Here is a 14,041-nt window from a genome sequence, read left to right as displayed (position 1 = left end):
GGAGTAGGGAGTGCGGATTGAGAAATTTGAGGTTCTGAACTCCATTAATGAGTCTTTGAACTCCATTAATGAGTCTTTGAACTCCATTAATGAGTCTTTGAACTCCATTAATGAGTCTTTGAACTCCATTAATGAGTCTTTGAACTCCATTAATGAGTCTTTGAACTCCATTAATGAGCCTTTGAACTCCATTAATGAGCCTTTGAACTCCATTAATGAGTCTCTAATTTCCCTTCTCTTTCACTCCCTACTCCCCATTCCCCGATTTTGCCAACTCTTCAGAAAATATCACCTTTTGATAGTAATCTTGTAGCTGCCTAGTAGCAGCGGCCCAACCCCAACTTTCTGCTTCCTGGCGGGCATTTTTACGGATGATATCTCGTTGTTGTTTTTGTTCTAAGAGGCGAACAGTAGCAGCGATCGCTCCTTGAACATCTGCTGTTGGCTCAAAAAGATATCCATTTACCTCATCTGTGACAATATCGGGAATTCCCCCGGAACGGGCTGCTACTACTGGACAGCCAGCTGCCATTGCTTCTAGTAGTACTAAGCCTAGTGTTTCTGTACGGGAAGGAAAGATAAAGGCATCAGCACTCGCAAAGGCAGAACCTAATTCTTGCCCCATGAGATACCCAACAAAATAAGTGTTTGTGCCAGCAAAGTGTTTTTGCAATGCTTCACGATGGGGACCATCCCCAACCAATGCTAACCGCGCTTCGGGAATTGCTTCTAAAATTGGTTTGATGCGCTCAATTTCTTTTTCAGCAGAAAGCCGCCCCACGTAAAGTAGCAATGGACTTTCTGGATGATTTTTTGATAGGCGCGATCGCATCTCTACACTAGCCAAATCCGGGTGAAATAATTCCGTATCTACCCCGCGCTGCCATAAATCTACACGTTCAATACCATGTGCTGTCAGTTCCTCCACCATTGCTGTTGAGGTACACAGATTTAAAGCTGCTTGATTATGAGCGCCTTTGAGCAGTTCCCAAAGAAAACCTTCCAGCATCCCCAAGCCGTAATGTTGGAGATATTGGGGTAAATGCGTGTGATAAGACGCTACTAAGGGTATTTTGAGGATTTTGCTATAAAAGATGCCAGACAAACCTAAAACTGCTGGATTCACAACATGGATAACATCTGGCTTGAACTCTTCTAAGGCGTACCCAATGGCTGGGCGGGGAAGTGCCATTTTCAATTCTGGATACAATGGCAGAGGAAAGCCAGTAACGCCGTAAACTTTAGCGCCTTTGTGTTCTGTGATGCCTCCATCAGGGGCAATCACCAGCACTTGATTACCACTGCGCTGTAAATGGTCAACAGTATGGCGCAGACGCGTTACAATGCCGTCAACCTTGGGTAAAAAGGTTTCGGTGAATAGGGCAATTCTCATAAAAACTATTCAGTCCAGGCAAATAATCCCAGCTTTTCTTGCGTTTCGGTATCAAACTCAGAGTAAACTATCTCCCGTGGTCTAATCAATTCTGTTGTGAAATTCTCCATTGAAGAAATCACTGATCGTAAAGGTGAAATCGCTGAGGGCATTTTGCGCTTACTGCCTGATTGGTTTGGTCTTGAGTCAGGGATTATAGAGTATTGCCGTGAGGTCAATGAACTCCCCCTATTCGCTGCTGTGACTCAAACAGATGCCGTTGTTGGATTCCTTTCACTTAAGGAACACAATGAGTTTAGTGGAGAGATTTACGTTATGGCTGTTGCGCCCGAATATCACCGTCACGGCATTGGAAAGGCTCTCCTTGAATACTCACTTGAGCACTGCCGGAATAGAGGGTTAGAATTCCTTCAAGTAAAAACTCTTGGACTATCGTGCCCTGATTCTTTCTTTGATTGCACTAGGAAATTCTATTTTAAGGTAGGATTTCGACCTCTTGAAGAATTTACAAGCATCTGGTCTGACAATCCCTGCTTAATTATGGTTATGGCGCTTTAGAGTTTCGGTTTTCTCTCATTCCCATACAGAGCATGGGAATGAGAAGAAAGTGAGGCTGTAGGGTGTCACGCCTCATTAATCAGTCAAAAGTATCATTCATCCGGAAGTTAAAGGGATTGTGCAAGTAAGGTTCACAACTTAAGTTTCTCTCTAGCTAACGGCAATAAACTGGCAGAAAGTCTGACCATTTTTTGCCTACCTTTTAACAAGAGGGAATCTGAAACTCCTACATCGCCCTAATTTCTGTGCCAAGAGACTTTGGGCATGATTTGCTTGTGATCAACTCGTTTTTGATACTTGATGGCAAAGTTTAACAGAGAATCGAGTAAAGAATCAGAAAGCAAGTGAGGCTGTAAACCTAAATCGAGCAATTTAGTGTTTTTAGCGTTGAAGTAATGCTCTTCTTTCTCGACTCTGGGATTATCTAAGTGATTGATTTCTACATTCAATCCCATAGCATTACCAGCTTTTTTCACCATCAATGCCAAGTCGCCGACGCTGAATTGTTCGGTAAATTGGTTAAATACGCGGAATTCACCAGCTTCGGCAGGGTTAGCGATCGCTAATTCCACACATCGGACTGTATCCCGAATATCCAAAAATCCGCGAGTTTGTCCACCTTTACCGTAGACAGTTAACGGATGTCCAATCGCTGCTTGAATACAAAAGCGGTTTAGTGCAGTACCAAACACACCATCGTAATCCAGCCGATTAATCAATAGTTCGTCCATCCCCGTTTCTTCGGTTAAGACACCATAAACTACACCCTGATTTAAATCAGTTGCCCGCAATCCCCAAATCCGGCAAGCAAAGTGGATGTTATGACTATCATGGACTTTGCTTAAATGATACATCGAACCGGGCTGCTTGGGATAAGGTAGGGTATCCTTGCGTCCATTGTGTTCAATGGTGATATACCCTTCTTCGATGTCAATGTTGGGTGTACCGTATTCACCCATCGTCCCCAGCTTCACCAAATGACAGTCGGGGAAATCTTCCCGCATGGCGTACAGCAAGTTCAACGTACCAACTACATTATTGACCTGGGTAACAACTGCATGTTCTCGGTCAATCATGGAAAATGGGGCCGAACGCTGTTCACCAAAATGCACCAGAGCATTTGGCTGAAATTGCTGTAATGTTTTATGGAGAAATTCGTAATTAGTAATATCGCCGATGAACAAATCGATAGATTTACCCGTCAAATCTTGCCAGCGCTGGAGACGTTGTTGAATTTGTGCGATCGGAGTGAGAGTTTCAACACCAAGTTCATTATCCCAATGCCGCCGCACCAAACTATCTAAAATTCCAACTTCATAACCTCGATTGGAAAGGTAAAGAGCAGTTGCCCAACCGCAATATCCATCACCACCAATAACCAGGACTTTCATCTTCACCAGTTTTTACTCGCTGATAGCTAAATCTATCAGGTTTGTGTACCCTCTCAATCATCATTCTGGGAGAGATGTGGATTTAGGGAGCAGAGAACAGGGGGAAATGGTGGAAAATAAAGGTAGTTCTCCTCACGCTTCACTCTTAATACCATTTCTTTGTGACGCTGCGCCAAACCCTTTTAACTTCTTCCTTCCTTCTTTGTGTCCTTTGCGTCCTTTGCGGTTCGTTTTTCTTTTTTGTACTTTAAATATGCTTTAGCGCATCTTCATACAGAATTGGTATAACTCCTCACTCAGGGCTTCGGAATGCGATACTGCTGGGCAATGTAATAAAACAAACGATAGTAATCTTGAAAATCTTGGCTCTTGCTTCGTCCCTGCCAATAGTATTTCACTTGACTCTGAGTTAGTGTCAGTGTCATTGAACCTACTCGTTGATCAACTTCTACAACCAGCACCCCAGATACTCCTTGGGCGGTTTGAAAGTTGGGTTTAATCTTTTTCACTGACTCTTGGTTTGTAACAATCGAATTTGCTAACTGCTGACTTGCCCACCCCCGAATTTCCACTGAGTTATCCTGTGGTGAAAGAAACGCAATCCCATCATCATTTGCTGGTGCTGCTAAAGCAGTCCAGTTACTCGGATATGGAAATTCAAAGCCATAACGGGAGTTGCTATAAGTTTTCCATGCGATCGCTCCGGCGTTAAAATCATTTGCAGTACAACCCCACAAGATTATTAACAGGCCAATAACTCCGCTAACGCTGGCGGCAAACCGATAAATTCTTCGCCCCAAACTACAGATTTTATTAGCAGTAGCCATTTACATTACACATTTTGCCAAAGTCACTGATTTTACAGAAGTACCAGAAACTCAGATCAATACCTTCGCCAATTTACTAGCTATTCTCGAATCCGTAAACTGCTGAATAAACTGCACCAAAAGAGCGCTCATTAAAAATTCAATAATATTCAGGATATTTACCATTCTCTTTTGAGTTCTCAGTAGAGAAACTTATAAAAAGTGCTTTATCACACAATTTATGCACAGTGCATCTCAGACAGCCGAGCTAACTTTGGAGCTTTTTCACTTCCAAACCAACACATCTTTGCAATTTCCAGCAAATCTTTCTGTAATTTGCATCGGTAAGCCAAACGAGCAAAAATCACCAGATATTGATATTTCTGGCTTACCAGATTCGGATGTGGCATCTCGCATCCACGCGCAAATTTGGATAAATGGGGATGAATACCATATCACCGATTTGGGCAGTTCTAATGGCACATACATTAACGGTGCGAAACTTCAACCTCAAATTTTTTTCCCACTGCATCCAGGAGATAGAATTTCCCTTGGGCAGGGAGACAAAATAACTTTCATGTTTAGGGTGCAGCAGCAATCTGCATCTGCCACAAAAAATCCTCCGCCAAACTCCGCGCCCACAAAAATTACAGCGCCTAACATCGGCAAAGAAGAGGAACAAGTAATCCTTGCCAGCAAGCTTATTGGTTTAGGACTAATCCTAGCAGGCGTTACATTTTTAAGTACAAGTATTTATGTGAGCGTCTACTTACGCAGCACACCTGGAATTTTGCTGTGTATCGGAGGTGTAGTAGCTCTAAATTGGGGTGGGCGCGATAATCGGAAGCTAGGATGGGTGTTGATTGGGATAGGAATTGCTCTATTCATCGCCAGTGGTGTTGTAATCGGCTCTGTGTCCCTTTTTTCTATGCTGGTGTCATTCGCTGGCATCTCTTGTGGATATCAGTTGTTTACAACCGGAAAGGTGTTCAACTTTAATCCGCTTACGCTTCAAATAGTTAAAAAATCAGCCAACTCAGGCAATCATTAAATTAGCGATCGCTAATTCCCATTGAGGTTTCAGATTTTGAATGCGTAAGTCCTGATTAATTCTGAGAAGTTTGTAGTCAGCGATTTATCACTCAATAAACAGCATTTCAGCCTCAAACGTAAACAAATGTAACAATATTGGCGTCAAAACGTTTTGCTGTCTTGACAACCAATAGAAGAACCGATAACTTGATATACATACCCGGGTAAGACCGTTAAAGAGTTATATGCAAACGCAAACGAAGCAAAAGGTCACTTTGTATTTATCGCCAGAGTTGCACAAAAAATTGAAGATTCGTTCAGCAGTCGATTCAGAACCAATGTCAGAACTTGCGGAACGTGCCCTCGTTTTTTACTTATCTAATTCAGAATTGGTTGACGAGGTAGAAGATTCTTCTTATGGGCGGACTCATAGAGTTTATTCATGCCCAACTTGTGATAGCTCACTAATATTACGTGATGGGGAACTGGTTGCTTTAGGCAATCAACCAGGAGTAGTTGGTCAACAACATCTTTCCATAGATGAAATGGATGAGGATGAAACCAATCCCAAGGGTGAGGAAGAGTTAGTTCCTTGCTAGATAGATATTAATGATTCGGTTGTCTTTACCAGAAGCAATGTCTCTACTGTCTCTATAAGGTCTCAAGTAGGTCGAAGTATGAACCAAGAGCTCAAGATCCTAATTCAAGCTCAATACCCTTTAATCTACCTTGTGACCTCCGAGGAAGAGCGGGCCGAGCAAGCAATTTCCGCAATCGCCCAGTCAGAGTTAAAGCCCCAGCGCCGAGTATTTGTTTGGACAGTAACACACGGGATTGTAGAGTATGGTCAACCCCGGAATGTCACCCAACATAATACCGTGTCTCCAGAGGCGGCGATTGAGTGGATAATCCGGCAGAAAGAACCCAGTATATTTATTCTTAAAGATTTACATCCTTTTATTGATGCGCCTGCAACAACCAGATCGTTACGTGATGCGATCGCTAGCTTTAAAGGTACGCATAAGAACATCATTTTGATGTCACCGATGCAGCAAGTACCTATAGAGTTGGAAAAAGAAGTTGTTGTTATCGATTTTACACTGCCAGATATGGCAGAGTTGAATAAAGTACTAACTCAGCACGTAGACCAAAATCGTGGTCGGCGGTTGACAACAGAAGCTAGAGAAAAGCTTCTTAGAGCAGCTTTAGGTCTAACTAAAGATGAAGCTGAGAAAGTCTACCGAAAGGCACAGGTAACAACTGGGCGTTTGACCGAAGATGAAGTAGATATAGTTTTATCTGAGAAAAAGCAACTAATTCGGCGCAATGGAATCTTAGAATACATTGAAGAAGATGAAACCATTGATGCTGTAGGTGGCTTAGAAGAGTTAAAAAGATGGCTCAAGCAACGTTCTAACGCTTTTACAGAAAGAGCGAGAGAGTATGGTTTGCCTCAACCAAAGGGGATGTTAATTCTAGGGGTTCCCGGTTGCGGTAAGTCATTGATTGCCAAAACTACTTCCCGGCTGTGGGGTTTACCACTGTTGCGGTTGGATATGGGGCGAGTCTACGACGGCTCAATGGTGGGACGAAGTGAAGCAAACTTGCGAAACGCCCTGAAAACAGCAGAATCTATTTCCCCAGCGATTTTGTTTATCGATGAATTGGATAAATCCTTTGCTGGTAGTGGAGGTTCTTCCGATTCTGATGGGGGGACTTCAAGTAGAATCTTCGGCTCTTTCCTCACATGGATGCAAGATAAGAAATCTCCAGTGTTTGTGATGGCAACTGCCAACAGAGTAGAACGCTTACCTGGCGAGTTTCTGAGGAAAGGACGCTTTGATGAAATTTTCTTTGTGGATCTGCCAACGCCAGAAGAACGGCAGGATATTTTCAATATCCACCTAACTAAGCGCCGTGAAGACATCTCTCGATTCGATCTTGAGCAACTAGCCAAGATGTCTGATGGATTTTCTGGGGCAGAAGTTGAGCAAGCGATCGTTGCGGCAATGTATGAAGCTTTTGCCCAAGATCGGGAGTTCACCCAACTAGATATTATTGCTGCACTGAAGGCAACATTGCCGCTGTCTCGAACGATGCAAGAACAAGTAACGGCTCTGAGAGATTGGGCCAGACAGCGCGCACGCCCCGCAGCATCCTCCGTAGCTGAATATCAGCGAATGGAGTTCTAAAAGCTTTCCTCTGCCATCCCAGGGGGAAAGGCTAGCTCCCAATGCTAGCAGTTATAAGAAAAGCCGCATCCTGCTAACGCGGCTTCGCCCAAAACAAACCGTTGTCGTTTTTCTCAATCTTCTCATTGGAGGAAACCCAAATGTCTCACTTTAGCACCCTGCGTACCAAAATCACCGATGCCGAAATCCTCAAAGCTTCTTTGCGCGACCTCGGTATCAGCGTAAAGACTGAAGCTGATGTCCGTGGTTATAACGGTCAGCGTGTCCGTTCCGACATCGTTGCTATGTTGGATGGCGAATATGACCTCGGCTGGTCTCGCAACAGCGATGGTTCTTTTGACCTAATTGCTGACCTGTGGGGCGTTGCTAAGAAGCACAACCAAACCGAGTTGATCAACTCAATCAACCAAAAGTATGCCGTTAACAAAACTTTGGCTGAAGTAAAACAGCGCGGTCTGCAAAACGCCAATGTGAAGTTGGTATTGCAATAACAATTTCTCTGCGCGTTCCCAAAGCTGCACGGGTTAACCACATAAATTGCGGTTAACCCGCTTTTTTTATGGAAATTTTGAGATTTAATTAAGCCTCTTCTATAACTCTTGCGAGAGAATAATCTATAATCCTTATGGAATAAAGCTTTTACAAAAAACCTTCATTTCAGGCACTATGTTAGGAAATAATGCCTCAAATTCCTGCTCCGTGTACAGTTAAAAATTTGGCTCTTATTTTTATTTTCCGAGAGTGATTAAAGAAAGTTAATTTAATTATTTAAAGCTTCACTAAGATTCAAGAAGGTAAAATACTTCTTAAAACTAAAGATAATACTATAGGAGAAATCACTTTTAAATAAATTAATAAAGGAATATTACTAATGACCAATGAGCAAACAATCAAAAACCATTCCAAGCCTGAAGAAGTTGAATCTTTAACAACAGGTCATATTACATTAAAAAAATTTGATATAGATGGTTTTCTTCCAAAAATCAAGGATACAAACTTTCAAATTAAACAAATTCCAATAAAGCAAGAAGAAACAAGAACTAAGCTTGCTTTATATTTAGTTTATACGTTAATAGGAACTTTGTTCTTAAGTTTTGTTTTGACAGGAGTTGCAGCATTTAGTCCAGATAAGGAAGACAGAAATTATTTTAAAGATTTAATAACCTTAGTAATTACATCACAAACTGGATTAATAGGAACAGTATTGGGTTTTTATTTTGGAGCTAAAAATAACGAGACATAAATACTGTTATATCAATAAATTAGAAACAAAACATACACCTTACCAAACTTAACTTCAATCCAAAAGAAACCCAGGTAGTAATAGATGAAGGCACAGTCTTTTAGTGTCCTTTCTGATGAACAAGTCCTGATGTTGACCGAACTGCAAATGGAATCGGAACAGGATGCTCGGTTAAGCGAACTGCTCGATCGCCAGCAATCAGGGATTCTTACTGAAGGCGATCGCTCAGAGTTACAAACACTGATGCAGGTCTATCAAGAAGGACTTTTAAGAAAAGCCACTGCGTTAAGCGAAGCTGTCAAACGTGGGTTGATTGAACCCTTAAGCTAGTGAGCCAGATTCCTGAACAAGTCCGGGTACAGATACGTATACAGGCGAATCACCAGTGTGGTTATTGCCTTAGTCTCCAAAAGTATGTTTTGGGAGTTTTAGAAATTTTTATCTGAGTGATTGGGTTCCTTTCAACCTTCAGCCATCTTAACCAACAGCGAACTCGGTAAATTGTCTTTTAAAGGGGGAATGAAAAGCCAAAACGATGTCTTTTTTGGGTATACCTCGACTAATAAGTTCATTGGCAATACCTCCTTCTGTACCATCGTGTTGAATCCAAATTTTTTCGTTTTTAATATCTAAATGTAAAACACAGCCATATACACGGCGCTTATTTGACCACCCCGCGTGAACAACTTGGTACCGATCGCGCTCTCTATCAAAAATAACTTCTGCTTCGACTTCTTCGTTGCTGGCTTTGATTTCGCTGTAAGCTAGTAGCAGTTCTTGAATAAGTTGACGGTACTGTTCTACTTTTGCCATTTTACGATCGCCTCCTCTTCTGGGTCGAAAACAATCAGCCGAACTTGATAACGTTGAATTAATAAGCGTGGCAGTTCTAAGGTAAAAAAAGAACGATAGGTGTCTAAGGGAACTGCTAAATATAGAAGTCTCTCAGGTTGTTCTTCTTCAAGTGCTAACTGATATTTGAGATACTGTCCTAAAGCAGTACTAAATTCAGTTGTAGTAGATGGAGCAACAAAGCTTTTAACTTCAACCGCAATTTTTTCTTGATTTCGTTCAGCTGCTAAAACTTTCTCTGCACCAAGGTCGATGTACATATCCAAACCACCAAAACGGAGGAAAAGTGGGTCATTAGTAATAAGCCAACCCTCTTTCTCCAAAGCGCGTCTTACTGCATCATGGAATATGTCTTTCGCCGCCATAGATTCCTAGCATTTGTATTTATTTCTTACCAAATCTGGCTTAAATCCAAAACAAACCCAAGTAGCAAAGGTTCACCATTAAGTGTCTTAGGATTATCCAATTGTTCAACCGCAATATTAGGACGATAAATAAAAACTCGGCGCTGTTTTCTATCAATTAACCAACCAAGTTGAGTGCCATTATCAATATACTCTTGCATCTTGTCTTGCAAAATTCGCAAGTTATCAGTTTCAGAACGCAATTCAATTACAAACTCAGGGCAAATCGGTGCAAATTTTTTTCGCAGTTCTGGTGGTATCGCTTGCCAGCGATCGCGTTTTATCCACGCCGCATCTGGAGAACGCACTGCACCATTAGGTAAAGTAAACCCACCACTCGAACCAAAGCCTACACCTGTACCATCTTGCTTTGTCCATACCCACAACTGCCCAACTAAGTTAAAGTTGCGTTCATCAGTTTCGGAACCAGTAGGGGGCATAATGACTAATTCTCCAGCAGCATTGCGTTCGATGCGAAAATCACCGTTTAGCTGACAAAGCTCGTAAAACTGGTCGTCGGTTAGTGCGATCGCAGGTTGCAATTGCAAGACCATTGGTATAATTTCTGTGACTACAGGTAAGTTGGTGGTCATAATTGCTTTTTGGCTACTTCACTTGCCTTCACTATAATCTCTTCACACTATAGGGCGAAATGCGGGTTACAGCTATTTTCAGTTAAATAGCTGTAACTCAGAAGATTGGAATTATTGGCAGTGGGAACCTATCTCTAAACGTAGCCTGAAACCATGCCAAACAACGACCATTGGTACAATTTATTTGAAAGTCATGGAGTAAAATTACTTGTATGAATTCACAGAAAGTAACGATTATTACGGCTGCTAGTCGGGGGATTGGCGCAGGTTGTGCGCGAGAGTTAGCAGCGCGGGGTTATAGGGTTTCACTGATGGCGCGATCGCCTGATATTCTGGATTTAGCAGATGAGTTGGGCGGTATTGCTACTCAAGGATCAATTACCAATTTCCAAGACTTACAGCGATTGGTAGAAACGACTTTAGCTCAATTCGGTCGTATTGATGCAGTGGTAAATAGTTTTGGAGATCCACCTCGACCAGATTTGCTATCTATTTCTGATGAAATGTGGATAGAAAACTTTGAAATGCTGTTTTTGAGTGTTGTCCGCATCGCCAGATTAGTTACAGAAGCAATGCGATATTCAGGAGGCGGTGTCATCGTGAATATTTCCGCATGTGACTCCCATGAACCAGAATTAGGGACACCCTTTAGCGGTACACTCCGCGCCGCAATGGAAGGATTTACAAAACTTTATGCCAAGCGTTACAAAGCAGATAGAATTCGCATGGTTTCCGTAGCGCCTTTTTTTGTTGCAGATTCAATGGCAGAGTTAGAGGGATGGAATGTGCCTTCGGATTTGATGTTTGGTCGTCCTACTACCTATGCAGAGTTTGCTAAAACAATTGCTTTTCTGATTTCTGATGATGCCAAGTTTATCACAGGCACAACTCTCAAGGTGGATGAAGCCTATTCTGCTGCGATTTAGTTTTATTTCTAGGTCGGGGAATGCAAGCGATGCCTATGGCGGGCTACGCCTACGCACCTGATTACCTCTCGAAAATGCCAAAATTTTAGGGGTGGTTTCGTAACCACCCCTTCATATCATGTTCGCATAATTAGTTATGATTTCCACAGTCATTGCACCCCACACGCCAGATGCTCCACTTGGGGAGACCCCAAGACCGCACTGGCTCCCCTTAATCCCCTCCCCGCAAGCAGGAGGGGAGGCGAAGCGTAGCTTTGGCGGGGTGGGGTTCTTTGGGTTTAATAAGTAATCAAGCGAACATGATATCATTCCCCTCATATTTAGAATTTAGTTGCAGCCCCCTTAATGGGAAGTTAATTTACTCAGAAATATTAATCGAACTTTCAACTTGAGAAGTAGCTAATGTTGGTGCAGAGAAAATCCGCGAGTACAGACTTGATGGTTGCTGATGAGCAACAACTGGTAGAACTTCACGAGCATGGGCGGCTAATTCCACTGCCTTCACATCATAAGTCTGCGTTGCCCATTTGGGATAAAACCCAATACCGATGATTGGCAGCAACAAACAAGCGGTAATAAATATTTCGCGGGGTTTGACATCAGATATTACAGCATCCAAGTGTAATTCTTTATTTTGCTCACCGTAGAACACTTGACGCAGCATTGAAAGTAAATAAATCGGTGTCAAAATCACGCCAACTGCTGACAGCAACACAACTACAACCTTAAAGCTGGAACTGTAAACATCACTGGTGGCGATACCGAGAAATACCATCAACTCACCCACAAAGCCACTCATTCCGGGTAAGGCGAGAGAAGCCATTGAACCAATGGTAAACAGAGCAAAGGTTTTGGGCATTACCTTAGCCATTCCGCCCATTTTATCCATCATTAAGGTGTGGGTGCGATCGTAAGTCACGCCAGACAGGAAGAACAAGCTAGCAGCAATCAAGCCGTGGGAAACCATCTGTAGCACTGCACCACTGATACCCAGTTCTGTGTAGGAGGCAATCCCAATCAGCACAAACCCCATGTGGGCAATTGAAGAGTAAGCCAAGCGGCGTTTGAGATTGGTTTGAGCGAAGGCACAGCAAGCACCGTAGACAATGTTCACCACACCCAAAATTGCCAGCACTGGGGCAAAAGTCACATGGGCATTGGGCAACATTTCCACATTGAAGCGGATGAGAGCATAACCACCCATTTTTAACAACACACCAGCCAAAATCATCGAACCGGGTGCTGATGCTTCACCGTGAGCATCAGGTAGCCAAGTGTGTAAAGGGAAAATTGGTAACTTCACACCAAAGGCAATCAAGAAACCTGCATAAACCAACAATTCCAAGGTTTTGGGGTATTCTTTCATTCCCAGAGTCGCCATATCAAAGGTGACGGTATCTCCAGAGAAGACAAGTGCAAAACCAGCAATCAAGATAAATATTGATGCAGCGGCGGTGTAAAGAATGAACTTGGTAGCTGCATAGCGGCGGTTTTGTCCTCCCCAGATGGAAATCAGCAGGTAAACTGGCACTAACTCGATTTCCCACATCAGGAAGAACAGCAGCAAATCCTGGGCAACAAATACGCCAAGTTGGGCGCTGTACATCGCTAACATCAAACCATAAAATAATCGCGGCTTGGTGGTAACTTTCCAAGCCGCGAATATTGCGAGGGTATTTATTAAGCCTGTCAGAAGCAGCAAGGGCATCGATAAACCATCAACCCCCACAGCCCAATGCAAACCTAACTGCGGTACCCAAGGATAGTTTTCTACAAATTGGAGTCTTGAACTCTGAAAGTCGTACTTATACCAAAACGCATAAATTATCAGTGCAAAGTCGGCGATCGCAACTCCCAGACTATACCACCGGACAGTTCTACCTTCTTTGTCTGGGATTAAGGGGATGGCTAAGGCAGCCACCAAGGGTAAGAGGATTGTGGCTGTTAGCCAGGGAAATTCAATAGCATTCATCACTTCTGACAATCAATTTGGCTTCTCGCTTTTAATTTGATTATATTAAGGAATCTATACTTTTGTAAACTATCTTGAACTTTAGAAGATTAAATCTTAACTATTGACAAGAATATATACTCATTGAATGTCAAATTATTAGGATAAATAGGAATAAATACTTATCGTATTTTGACGCTTCCATTCTAAATGTAAACTTTTGCAACGTCAACAAAAAACGGCAGCTAAAACCACCGTTACAAAACCGTCATATTTTCTAGCCCAATTGTCACGGCTATTTAGTCTACGTTTCTAAGTTGAGTCAAAGACCTAACCCCCAGCCCCTTCCCTATAAGGGAAGGGGAGTAAGATTCAAAGCCTCTCTCCTCTTAGGAGAGAGGAATGGAAGTGAGGTCAATGTATTGCATACAAACGAAAAGGCTAAAACATTAAACAATCCGGTTGACAATTGTCCACACTTCCCCATCAGATCGGACATAGGGAACGGAGATTGTCTTGAACCCAGTAATGAAAGGCTTGTAATAAATCTGCCAATACATTGGACTCAGTTGATTGGGTGTGATTTGTTGGATAGAAACTAGAACCTGTAAAGGTCTTGGAGGATTATCCTAGAGATTTTATCTCTAAACTGAATGACTTTGTAGGTGTAAATCCTACCCCTCAAGTGCTGAGGTGAAAG

The 14,041-nt window shown here is 42.5% G+C and carries 16 protein-coding genes; 9 read left to right on the top strand and 7 right to left on the bottom strand.

The annotated features are described in order from the left end of the window. Nucleotides 1–10: 10 nt before the first annotated feature. Nucleotides 11–313, top strand: a complete 303-nt coding sequence (locus LC586_RS27335) for a hypothetical protein (protein ID WP_229488369.1) — start codon at nucleotides 11–13, stop codon at nucleotides 311–313. Here the strand turns inward: LC586_RS27335 and LC586_RS27330 are convergent. After that, entirely contained in the window at nucleotides 248–1,393 is a 1,146-nt protein-coding gene (locus LC586_RS27330; protein WP_229488368.1) for a glycosyltransferase family 4 protein, read from the bottom strand. The two genes, LC586_RS27335 and LC586_RS27330, sit on opposite strands and share 66 nt — an antisense overlap. A 96-nt stretch (nucleotides 1,394–1,489) precedes the next feature. Here LC586_RS27330 and LC586_RS27325 point away from each other — a divergent pair, with 96 nt between their 5' ends. After that, nucleotides 1,490–1,951, top strand: coding sequence for a GNAT family N-acetyltransferase (locus LC586_RS27325; RefSeq protein WP_229488367.1), 462 nt, complete (start codon nucleotides 1,490–1,492; stop codon nucleotides 1,949–1,951). 236 nt (nucleotides 1,952–2,187) lie between these two features. Here LC586_RS27325 and LC586_RS27320 read toward each other — a convergent pair whose 3' ends face one another. Continuing rightward, nucleotides 2,188–3,342 (bottom strand): NAD-dependent epimerase/dehydratase family protein, encoded by a 1,155-nt coding sequence (locus LC586_RS27320; RefSeq protein ID WP_229488366.1) that lies wholly within the window; start codon nucleotides 3,340–3,342, stop codon nucleotides 2,188–2,190. Between the two features lie 296 nt (nucleotides 3,343–3,638). Then, entirely contained in the window at nucleotides 3,639–4,169 is a 531-nt protein-coding gene (locus tag LC586_RS27315; RefSeq protein ID WP_229488365.1) for a hypothetical protein, read from the bottom strand. A 220-nt stretch (nucleotides 4,170–4,389) separates the two neighbouring features. Here LC586_RS27315 and LC586_RS27310 point away from each other — a divergent pair, with 220 nt between their 5' ends. The 6 genes from LC586_RS27310 (at nucleotide 4,390) to LC586_RS27285 (ending at nucleotide 8,945) form a co-directional block, all read left to right on the top strand. After that, the gene (locus tag LC586_RS27310) at nucleotides 4,390–5,199 is read left to right on the top strand and encodes an FHA domain-containing protein (protein WP_229488364.1); all 810 of its coding nucleotides are present in this window, start codon (nucleotides 4,390–4,392) and stop codon (nucleotides 5,197–5,199) included. 226 nt (nucleotides 5,200–5,425) lie between these two features. Further along, nucleotides 5,426–5,779, top strand: a complete 354-nt coding sequence (locus LC586_RS27305; RefSeq protein WP_229488363.1) for a slr0373 family blue light stress response protein — start codon at nucleotides 5,426–5,428, stop codon at nucleotides 5,777–5,779. A gap of 78 nt (nucleotides 5,780–5,857) precedes the next feature. After that, entirely contained in the window at nucleotides 5,858–7,372 is a 1,515-nt protein-coding gene (gene ycf46 / locus LC586_RS27300; RefSeq protein ID WP_229488362.1) for a stress-responsive protein Ycf46, read from the top strand. Nucleotides 7,373–7,512: 140 nt separating this feature from the next. Continuing rightward, nucleotides 7,513–7,863, top strand: a complete 351-nt coding sequence (locus LC586_RS27295) for a DUF1257 domain-containing protein (protein WP_012407317.1) — start codon at nucleotides 7,513–7,515, stop codon at nucleotides 7,861–7,863. A 380-nt stretch (nucleotides 7,864–8,243) separates the two neighbouring features. Continuing rightward, a complete protein-coding gene (locus LC586_RS27290; protein WP_229488361.1) occupies nucleotides 8,244–8,615 on the top strand; it encodes a hypothetical protein in 372 nt (123 codons plus the stop codon). 84 nt (nucleotides 8,616–8,699) lie between these two features. Further along, nucleotides 8,700–8,945 (top strand): hypothetical protein, encoded by a 246-nt coding sequence (locus tag LC586_RS27285; protein ID WP_229488360.1) that lies wholly within the window; start codon nucleotides 8,700–8,702, stop codon nucleotides 8,943–8,945. Between the two features lie 147 nt (nucleotides 8,946–9,092). Here the strand turns inward: LC586_RS27285 and LC586_RS27280 are convergent, their stop codons facing one another. Genes LC586_RS27280 through LC586_RS27270 form a run of 3 tightly spaced genes read right to left on the bottom strand, consistent with a single transcriptional unit; the run spans nucleotide 9,093 to nucleotide 10,464 of the window. Further along, complete coding sequence (locus LC586_RS27280) at nucleotides 9,093–9,428, bottom strand: XisI protein (RefSeq protein ID WP_190913376.1); 336 nt, start codon at nucleotides 9,426–9,428, stop codon at nucleotides 9,093–9,095. After that, nucleotides 9,416–9,832 carry a XisH family protein gene (locus LC586_RS27275; RefSeq protein ID WP_229488359.1) on the bottom strand — a complete coding sequence of 139 codons (417 nt, stop codon included), beginning with the start codon at nucleotides 9,830–9,832 and terminating at the stop codon, nucleotides 9,416–9,418. Before LC586_RS27275 ends, LC586_RS27280 begins: the two co-directional genes overlap by 13 nt. A 26-nt stretch (nucleotides 9,833–9,858) precedes the next feature. Beyond that, a complete protein-coding gene (locus LC586_RS27270) occupies nucleotides 9,859–10,464 on the bottom strand; it encodes a Uma2 family endonuclease (RefSeq protein ID WP_229488358.1) in 606 nt (201 codons plus the stop codon). Between the two features lie 212 nt (nucleotides 10,465–10,676). Between LC586_RS27270 and LC586_RS27265 the strand changes: the two genes are divergently transcribed. Beyond that, entirely contained in the window at nucleotides 10,677–11,390 is a 714-nt protein-coding gene (locus tag LC586_RS27265) for an SDR family oxidoreductase (RefSeq protein ID WP_229488357.1), read from the top strand. Between the two features lie 358 nt (nucleotides 11,391–11,748). On the opposite strand, the gene LC586_RS27260 is transcribed toward LC586_RS27265, so the two are convergent. After that, complete coding sequence (locus LC586_RS27260) at nucleotides 11,749–13,362, bottom strand: NAD(P)H-quinone oxidoreductase subunit 4 (RefSeq protein ID WP_229488356.1); 1,614 nt, start codon at nucleotides 13,360–13,362, stop codon at nucleotides 11,749–11,751. Nucleotides 13,363–14,041: the final 679 nt, after the last annotated feature.

It is taken from the genome of Nostoc favosum CHAB5714, from assembly GCF_020829495.1.
Lineage (GTDB): Bacteria > Cyanobacteriota > Cyanobacteriia > Cyanobacteriales > Nostocaceae > Nostoc > Nostoc favosum.
Note: the sequence above shows the minus strand (reverse complement) of the source record. Positions and strands in the feature narration are given on the sequence as shown.